This is a genomic window from Nesterenkonia marinintestina (assembly GCF_025420485.1).
Classification (GTDB): domain Bacteria; phylum Actinomycetota; class Actinomycetes; order Actinomycetales; family Micrococcaceae; genus Nesterenkonia; species Nesterenkonia marinintestina.
The window spans coordinates 1-7959 of sequence record NZ_JAOEFD010000024.1; the positions used below are offsets into that span (position 1 = coordinate 1).

Here is a 7959-nt window from a genome sequence, read left to right on the forward strand (position 1 = left end):
CTCGCGCCGGGCCCGGGTGAATCAGTCCCGAGGCTCCTCGTCCTGGGCGACCGTGTGACCGTCCGAGACCTGCTCGTCGATCACCTGGTCCGAGCGGCGTCCGGAGGTCACACGGGACTCGGCGTCGCCGGTGGTCGAGGAGTCGGAGACCACGTCCTCGAACAGCTGCTCCTGCTCGTGCTCCCAGCCGGCCGCGGACTCCGCATACTCCGGGGTGTCGAAGTGGTGGGTCTCGATCGGGTCGTGGAACGCCTCCTCGGCGTCCCAGCCCAGAGTTCCGGTCTCGGGGTCCACCTGAGTGGCGTGGGCGGGCACGTCGTGGAGGGCGAAGATCTCCTCGCCGCCGACCACGGACTCCTTCTCACCCTGACGCCCGGCCTCGCCCGAGAGGCCGCGGAGGGTGGCCGAGGTGCCGCCCAGCACGTCGGAGAACACCTGCCGCTGCTTCGAGAGCATCGAGCGCAGACTCCGGGTCACCGCGGCGTCGTCGTCGCTGGCGGCCGTCTCACGTGCGGTGTCCACCAGCGCCGCAGGTGTGGCGGTGCGACGCATGCGCACGTACCGCGGGCTGGTGGCGGCCTCATAGGTGAGGACCTTGATCATGGCGACCACTGCGAGCACCAGCACGATCGACAGCGGCGCCGCCGCTGAGATCGAGGACACCTGCAGCACTCGGAGCGCCGCGGCCGAATCGGTGCCGGCGTTGAGCAGCACGATGGCCGCCACAGCGATGAGCACGGTCCAGAACACCCGGGTCAGGCGTGGGGTGTCCGGACGGCCGCCGTTGGCCAGCACGTCGACCACCAGCGAACCGGAGTCGGCCGAGGTGATGAAGAAGATGGTGATCACCAGGATCGCCACCGCCGCGGTGACGGTGAACAGCGGCAGCGTCTCCAGGAGGCCGAACAGCGCCTCCTCGGTGGGGACTGCGCCGTCCTCGTCGAGAAGCCCCCCCTCGGTCACCTGCGTCCAGATGCCGGAGGAGCCGAAGACGGTGAACCAGAAGATTGCGATGACGGTCGGTGCCAGCAGCACGCCGAAGACGAACTCACGGATGCTCCGACCGCGGGAGATGCGGGCGATGAACATGCCGACGAACGGGGCCCAGCTCATCCACCAGCCCCAGTAGTAGATGGTCCAGTCCGCGGACCAGGAGCCCTCGGCTCCGGCGTAGCCGGCCGAGCTCTCGAAGGCCATCTGCGGCAGCGTGATCAGGTACTCGCCGGTGTTGCCCACCAGCTGGCTCAGCAGCATCAGGGTCGGACCGGCGAGCATGACGAACAGGGCCAGGAGGGCGGCCATGAGCATGTTGATGTTCGAGAGCCACTTCAGGCCCTTGTACACGCCGGAGATGACCGAGAACAGCGCGATCGCCGTGATGAGCACGACCAGGCCGTTGAGGATCATCGGCGAGTCCTCGGGCAGTCCGAAGGTCCACCCCATGTACACCAGGCCTGCGACGATCTGCTGCACGCCCTGGCCGAGCGAGGTGACGATGCCGAAGATGGTGCCCACGATGGCGACGACGTCGATGACGTGGCCCACCCAGGACTCGATGAGGCGTCGGCCGAAGATCGGCTCCAGCAGCCAGCGCATCGCCAGCGGACGCCCGCGGCGGAAGGTCATGTAGGCCAGACCCAGTCCGACCACCACGTAGATCGCCCAGGCGTGCAGGCCCCAGTGGAACAGCGTCGCGCCGATCGCGTTGCGGGCGAGCTCGCCCTCGGTGGCCAGCAGCGCCGCGCCGTCGGCCGCCTGGGCCACCTCACCGGTGGTGTCCGGGGGGCCGATCAGGTGGTTCAGCGGCTCGGCCACGCCCCAGAAGACCAGGCCGATGCCCATACCGGCGGCGAAGAGCATGGTGAACCAGGAGATCACCGAGAACTCGGGCTTCTCGTCGTCGCGGCCCAGGCGGATCTGACCGGTCTTGCCCAGGCCCACCCATATCGCGAAGACCACGAAACCGGTCACGATCAGCACGTACCACCAGCCGACGCCGTCCACGATGGCGGTGTTCAGGGCCTCGAACGCCTCGTCGCCGTAGACGGAGCTGAACCAGGTGGCGAAGATCAGGGCCGCGCCGATGATCACCACCGACGGGATGAAGACGGGCTTCGAGAGCCCCCTCCAGACACTGGCCGGAGACCAGTTCTTGACCTCTGCTTCGGGCTGCGAAGCCATGACGTCCTCCTCATATGGCCCGGGCGCCCTGACGTGTCGACTGGACCCTCGGGTTCGTGGACCGCGACGCGGACGGGCTCCGAGCCTGATGCGCGGACCTCCCTCGGATCCTGCGCACAGAAAACGACGACGCCGTCGCCGCCGGCCACGCGACCGGTCGGCCGCTGCGCCGTCCCGCTCGAACCCCTCCACCGCCGCAGACGGTGCGAGCTGTTCACAGTCCATTAGGCCTGAGTGTGGAGGAGATTTCAAGCGGGTGTGTCGCCGACCGGCGCCGTAGGCGATGATCTGTGCAAGGATGTGCTATCTGCCAGGCCTGCGACCTGCTAGGCCTACACCTGACGAGACTCGGAGTTCCACGATGAACAGGTCATCCGCTGCGCGCGCGGCGACAGGAGGTGTGAAGGTCCGCGAGACCTTCACCGGCCGCAAGGCGTTCATCATAACGGCCGTCGGTTCGGCCGTCGGACTGGGGAACATCTGGCGCTTCCCCTACATCACCTATGAGAACGGCGGCGGCGCGTTCCTGATCCCGTACCTCGTCGCCCTGCTGACCGCCGGCATCCCGATCCTGTTCTTCGACTATGCGATCGGCCACAGGTTCCGCGGCTCCCCGCCCCTGGCGTTCAGGCGCCTGCACCCCGCCACCGAGTTCATCGGCTGGTTCCAGGTCGGAGTCTGCTTCCTCATTTCCGTGTACTACGCGGCCATCATCGCCTGGGCCTGCAGCTACACGTGGTTCTCCTTCACCCAGGCCTGGGGCGACGACGCCGAAGGGTTCTTCTTCGGCGAGTACCTCCAGTACGACGGCGGCGGGACCGAAGGTGCCGGGCTCTCGGTGGACTTCGTCGCCCAGGTCGGCTGGCCGCTCGTCGCGGTGTGGGCCGTGCTGCTGGTCTGCCTGGCCGCCGGCGTGCGCCGGGGCATCGCCATGGTCTCCATCATCGGCATCCCGGTGCTGGTCGTCATGTTCGTGGCGCTGGTCGTCTACTCGCTGACCCTCGAGGGCGCAGGCATGGGGCTCGACGCCCTGTTCACCCCGGACTGGGCCGCCCTGGGCGACCCGTCGGTGTGGATCGCGGCCTACGGGCAGATCTTCTTCACCCTCTCCGTCGGCTTCGGCATCATGATCACCTACGCCTCCTATCTGAAGCGCCGGTCCAACACCACCGGCTCGGGGCTCGTGGTCGGCTTCGCGAACTCCTCGTTCGAGCTGCTGGCCGGCATCGGCGTCTTCGCCGCACTGGGCTTCCTCGCCTTCGCCGCGGGCACCGCGGTCGACGAGGTCGCCAGCTCGGGACTGGGTCTGGCGTTCGTGGCGTTCCCGACGATCATCTCCGAGGCCCCGCTCTCCGCGCTGGTCGGTGTGCTGTTCTTCGGATCCCTGGTCCTGGCCGGATTCACCTCGCAGATCTCGATCCTCGAGGTGGTCATCGCCTCCGTGAAGGACAAGACCGGCTGGTCGCGGCTCGTGACAGTGGCCGTGGTGGGCGGCGCGTCGGCGGTCACCTCGATCATCCTGCTGGGCGGGGTCTCCGGGCTGACCATCCTCGATGTGGTCGACGCGTTCTCCAACAACATCGGCATCGTCGGCGGCGCGCTGCTGGCCGCGGTGGTGGTCTCCTGGGTGGTCCGGAAGCTCCCGGTGCTGACCGCCGGGCTGAACGAGCACAGCTCCTTCAAGGTGGGCATCGTCTGGAGGGTCCTGATCTCCGTGGTCCTGCCCGTCGTGCTCGGCTGGCTGCTCATCCTCGACGTGCGGGACAAGATCTCCGCAGGCTACGGCGGGTACGACACCTGGGTCGTCATCGGCTTCGGCTGGGGCGCGATCGTCTTCGTGGCTGCCCTCGCAGTGGTGGGCACCCTGTTCCCCTGGGGCGGTCGCTCGGCGATGAGCACGGAGGATCCGGACGCCGACGAGGACGCCGTCGCGACCGTCGACACCGGCGGCCCCGGTGACGCTGACCGTCGCGAAGGAGGTGAGCGCTGATGGACCCCCTCGCGATCGTGATGATGATCGTGGCGATCCTCATCGTCTGGGGCGGCCTGGTCGCCGCCATGATCCACCTGCAGCGGCACCCGGAGGAGGACTGACGTCTCCGAGGCCCGGTGCCGAGCCGTCCCGCCGCCGTCGACCCCCCGATGCGGAGGTCACAGTACGGTCACGGTCCAGGTCAGATGCGGTCGGGCATCACGCATCGGTAACGGCTTCGCCCTGCACCTGTCTCCGGCTTGGAACCGCCCCTACCGGGCAGTACCGTATGCCCCATGCCTTTCGACGGCTCCGGTGCGAAGACTGGGCGCTCGCCCCTCTGCGCCGTCGTACCCTTCGGGCTGGCCGCGAGCCTCCTGCTCATGGCCGGAGCCGACCCGTCCCACGCCGGACACGGTGGCCTCGCACATTCGGACGGGGGCACCGTCTCGGCGCACCCCGACGCGCAGGGCCCCGCCCAGTCCGAGCGGACGTCCCGGGATGAGGGCCCCGCCGCCGACTCCACAGCCGAGGTCGCCGCCGACGGCGTGCTGCGTGTGGCCGCCGCACGGACGAGCTTCGACGCCGAGTCCGCGGCCGAAGCGGGCGACGAGCTCGAAGGCGGCGAGGATGAGACCATGCGGGAGACCGCAGCCCTGGTCCAGCAGGCCCGACCCGACGTCCTGGTGATCACCGGGGTGCCCTACGACGGGACCCACCGGCTGGCCGAAGTGATGAACTCCCAGTACCTCGCCGTGGACCAGCAGGGCCAGGAGGGGCTGGCCTACGCCTACATGTACACCGCGCCCACCAACTCCGGGGTCGACTCGGGGGCGGACCTCGACGGCGACGGATTCATCGGAGGTGAGGGCGACGCCCTGGGCGAAGGGGACTATGCGGGGCAGTACGGGATGGTCGTGCTATCCCTGGCTCCCATCGACGAGGACGAGGTCCGCACCTTCCAGGACTTCCTCTGGGACGACATGCCCGGCAACGTGATGCCTGACGGTTCGTCCTCGGTCGAGCGGTCGGTGCTTCCGCTCTACGGCGCCACGCTCTGGGACGTTCCGATCACCGTCGAGGACCGGACGCTGCACGTGATCGCCGCCGCGCGCGCCTCCGCAGGGTTCAGCGACAGGGGCCCGGCGCTGATGGTCGACCAGCGGCGATTCATCGACGACTACGTCTCCGAGGAAGAGTCCGACGCCGAGTACATCTACGACGACGAGGGCGACCGCGGCGGATTCGACGGGGAGCAGTGGATCGTCGCCGGCGACGACGGGCTCGGCGCCGGGACCATACGGTCCCACTCCGAGCTCCCCGAAGAGGACGCCAGCACGGAGACCGAGGCCGAGACTCGTCTGACCTGGGCCGATCTGCGTCTCGACTGAGTCCGGGCGGCCGTCGAGGCTCTGATCACCGCCGGTCCGATGCGTTAGCGTTGACCTGTCGGGGAACACCGGCATACGCCGTACACCGGGAGTCGAGGAATGAGCTCACGATCCATGGTCCCCTCCGAGGGTGCCGAACTGGGGATCTCCTCCGCCGCCGAGCGGCGCACCTCCGGCCGCAGGTCGGTCGGAGGCGGGAAGAAGGCCGCCCAGCGCGGGAAGCACCGGCGGAAGCCCACGCTGATGCGCACCGCTGCGACCGGGCTGGTCACCCAGCAGGCCGTCGGCGTCGTGTCGAAACGCGCCTTCGACGAGGACGGTCGCCTGACCCCCTCCGCCGAGAGCTGGCTGATCCGCGCGGTGACCGTCCAGCGGCCCATCGTGCTCGCCAACCTGCGCCGCCTGCGCAAGGCCCACCCCACGCTCACCAACCGGCAGCTGGCCCAGCAGCTGGACAAGGAGTTCTCCCGCCTGATGACCGGCTCCGGGGCCCTCATCGGCGCCACCGCGGCCGTGCCCGCCGTCGGCACGGTGGCGTCCCTGGGGATCTCGGCCGCCGCCACCGGCGGATTCCTGGAGACCTGTGCCCTCTACGCGCAGTCCATGGCCGAGCTCTCCGGCGTCTCGACCGAGGACCCGACCCGCGCGCAGGCGCTGGTCATGGGCGTCATGCTCGGCGAGGAGGGCCGCAAGCTCCTCGGCGAGCTCAACGATCAGGCCGGCGGACGGGGGACCGGCCCCTATTCCACGCTGGTGCCGCTGAACAGCCTCTCCTCCGGCTCCGGCGTCGGGGGCGTGGTGTTCAACCAGCTGAAGAAGCAGTTCGTGCGGCGGTTCTTCGTCCGTCAGGGCACCTCCATGGTCGCCCGGGCCATCCCGTTCGGGATCGGTGCGGTGGTCGGCGGGGCGGCGAACCGGATGCTGGCCCGGCAGATCGTCAGCGCCGCACACAAGACCTTCGGCGAGCTGCCCGAGGAGACGCCGCAGGCCCTGGTCGAGGATATGCGCCGCGGCCTGGAGCGGGAGCAGCACCGGGCCGACCGTCGTGAGCGCCGCGAGAAGAAGAAGGGTCTGAAGGCCGAGCAGAAGCAGATCCGGCAGCGGCGCCGAGCCCAGGAGATCCTCGAGAAGGGTGACGAGGCCGAGGTGCCCGCGGAGGACACCGACGCCCCGGACGCCTCTGCGGAGTCTGAGACCCCCGGGGACTCGGACACGGGGCGCTGATGACCGGCTTCAGCCGTTGGTCAGTCCGGCGTCGCGGCGTGTTGTTCCCGCATTCGCCCGCTGGTCCTACTCTGGGACTGTGACGCTCCACGACATCACCCAGCACTTCGGGCCCGGCCGAGGGGGCGCGGCCCGACTCGGCGGCCGGACACCGTCGGCCGTCGGGGCGCCTCCGTCCCGCACGCGGGTGTTCGCCCACCGGGGCGCCTCGGCCGACTTCCCCGAGCACACGCGCGCCGCCTACCTCCGGGCGATCGAGTCCGGTGCCGACGGCCTGGAGATCGACGTCCACCTCACCGCGGACGGCGAACTGGTCTGCTTCCACGACTTCACCGTCGAGCGGACCAGCGACGGCTCCGGACCCGTCGCCGGGAAGACCCTGGCGCAGATGCGTCGGCTCGACATCTGCTCCTGGAAGACCCCCAAGCTGGCCAGGACGCCGCGGTTCTGGCAGTCCCGCCGGCTGGCCGACACCTACGGCGCCCCCGACGAACAGCTGATGACCCTGCCCGAGGTGCTGGAGCTGCTCCGCGGAGCCGGGCGTCCGATGGCGCTGGCGATCGAGCTGAAGCACCCCAGCCCCTACGGCTCCCGACTCGAGGACGAGGTGCTGAAGGTGCTGCTCGCCGCCGGGTGGGACCCGGAGACCTCGGTGGTGCCCGGCACGCGGCGCCGCGGCGGGGAGGCCCACCCCATCGAGGTGTCCTTCATGAGCTTCGACCCCGGCGCGCTGCTGCACCTGGGGGAGATGGTCCCCGCCGAACGGCTCTGTTCGCTGTTCGACCTGGTCACCGACCGCAGCGTGGCGCGGCAGATGGCGAAGATGCAGGTCGGCTTCGGGATGCGGCCCTTCGTCGCCGCGGTGCTGCGGGGCACGGCCAAGGACGCGGAGGCGCTGGTGTGGAACCACCGGGCCGGCATCGCAGGTCCCGGCGTCCGGTATGTGCGGCAGCGTCCGGCCGAGGTCCGTGCCTGGATCGCCCGAGGATCCGTGATGCGCGTCTGGACCGCGGACAAGCCCAAGGACGTGGAGATGCTGCTGGACCTCGGGGTCGCCGAGATCACCACCAACCGGCCCGCCCAGGTCCTCGACCAGGTCACCGCCGCGCAGTCCGAGTCCGCTCGCTGACCGAGGTCCGCCGGCGACCTCGGCAGCGCACCGCTGTCACTCCTCTATGAGGATGCGCCGGA

At 69.7% G+C, this 7959-nt stretch carries 6 protein-coding genes; 5 read left to right on the forward strand and 1 reads right to left on the reverse strand.

Annotation, left to right across the window (positions count from 1 at the left end):
- Window positions 1–21: 21 nt before the first annotated feature.
- Window positions 22–2181, reverse strand: coding sequence for a BCCT family transporter (locus N7E59_RS11690; RefSeq protein WP_261625117.1), 2160 nt, complete (start codon window positions 2179–2181; stop codon window positions 22–24).
- A gap of 361 nt (window positions 2182–2542) precedes the next feature.
- On the opposite strand from N7E59_RS11690, the gene N7E59_RS11695 reads away from it, so the two are divergent.
- The 5 genes from N7E59_RS11695 to N7E59_RS11715 all read left to right on the forward strand — a co-directional run bounded on the left by N7E59_RS11695 (window position 2543) and on the right by N7E59_RS11715 (window position 7897).
- Window positions 2543–4171: a sodium-dependent transporter gene (locus N7E59_RS11695; protein WP_261625118.1), complete on the forward strand. Its 1629-nt coding sequence runs from the start codon at window positions 2543–2545 to the stop codon at window positions 4169–4171.
- A complete protein-coding gene (locus tag N7E59_RS11700; protein ID WP_261625119.1) occupies window positions 4171–4275 on the forward strand; it encodes a methionine/alanine import family NSS transporter small subunit in 105 nt (34 codons plus the stop codon). The genes N7E59_RS11695 and N7E59_RS11700 overlap by 1 nt, the downstream gene beginning before the upstream one ends.
- Window positions 4276–4449: 174 nt before the next feature.
- The gene (locus N7E59_RS11705; RefSeq protein ID WP_261625120.1) at window positions 4450–5544 is read left to right on the forward strand and encodes an endonuclease/exonuclease/phosphatase family protein; all 1095 of its coding nucleotides are present in this window, start codon (window positions 4450–4452) and stop codon (window positions 5542–5544) included.
- Between the two features lie 99 nt (window positions 5545–5643).
- A complete protein-coding gene (locus N7E59_RS11710) occupies window positions 5644–6768 on the forward strand; it encodes an EcsC family protein (protein ID WP_261625121.1) in 1125 nt (374 codons plus the stop codon).
- 79 nt (window positions 6769–6847) lie between these two features.
- A complete protein-coding gene (locus tag N7E59_RS11715; RefSeq protein ID WP_261625122.1) occupies window positions 6848–7897 on the forward strand; it encodes a glycerophosphodiester phosphodiesterase in 1050 nt (349 codons plus the stop codon).
- Window positions 7898–7959: the final 62 nt, after the last annotated feature.

Excerpts from the sequence above, each read along its gene's own strand:
- N7E59_RS11690 (WP_261625117.1), bottom strand. The coding sequence starts at position 2,181 with ATGGCTTCGCAGCCCGAAGCAGAGGTCAAGAACTGGTCTCCGGCCAGT.
- N7E59_RS11695 (WP_261625118.1), top strand. The coding sequence starts at position 2,543 with ATGAACAGGTCATCCGCTGCGCGCGCGGCGACAGGAGGTGTGAAGGTC.
- N7E59_RS11700 (WP_261625119.1), top strand. The coding sequence starts at position 4,171 with ATGGACCCCCTCGCGATCGTGATGATGATCGTGGCGATCCTCATCGTC.
- N7E59_RS11705 (WP_261625120.1), top strand. The coding sequence starts at position 4,450 with ATGCCTTTCGACGGCTCCGGTGCGAAGACTGGGCGCTCGCCCCTCTGC.
- N7E59_RS11710 (WP_261625121.1), top strand. The coding sequence starts at position 5,644 with ATGAGCTCACGATCCATGGTCCCCTCCGAGGGTGCCGAACTGGGGATC.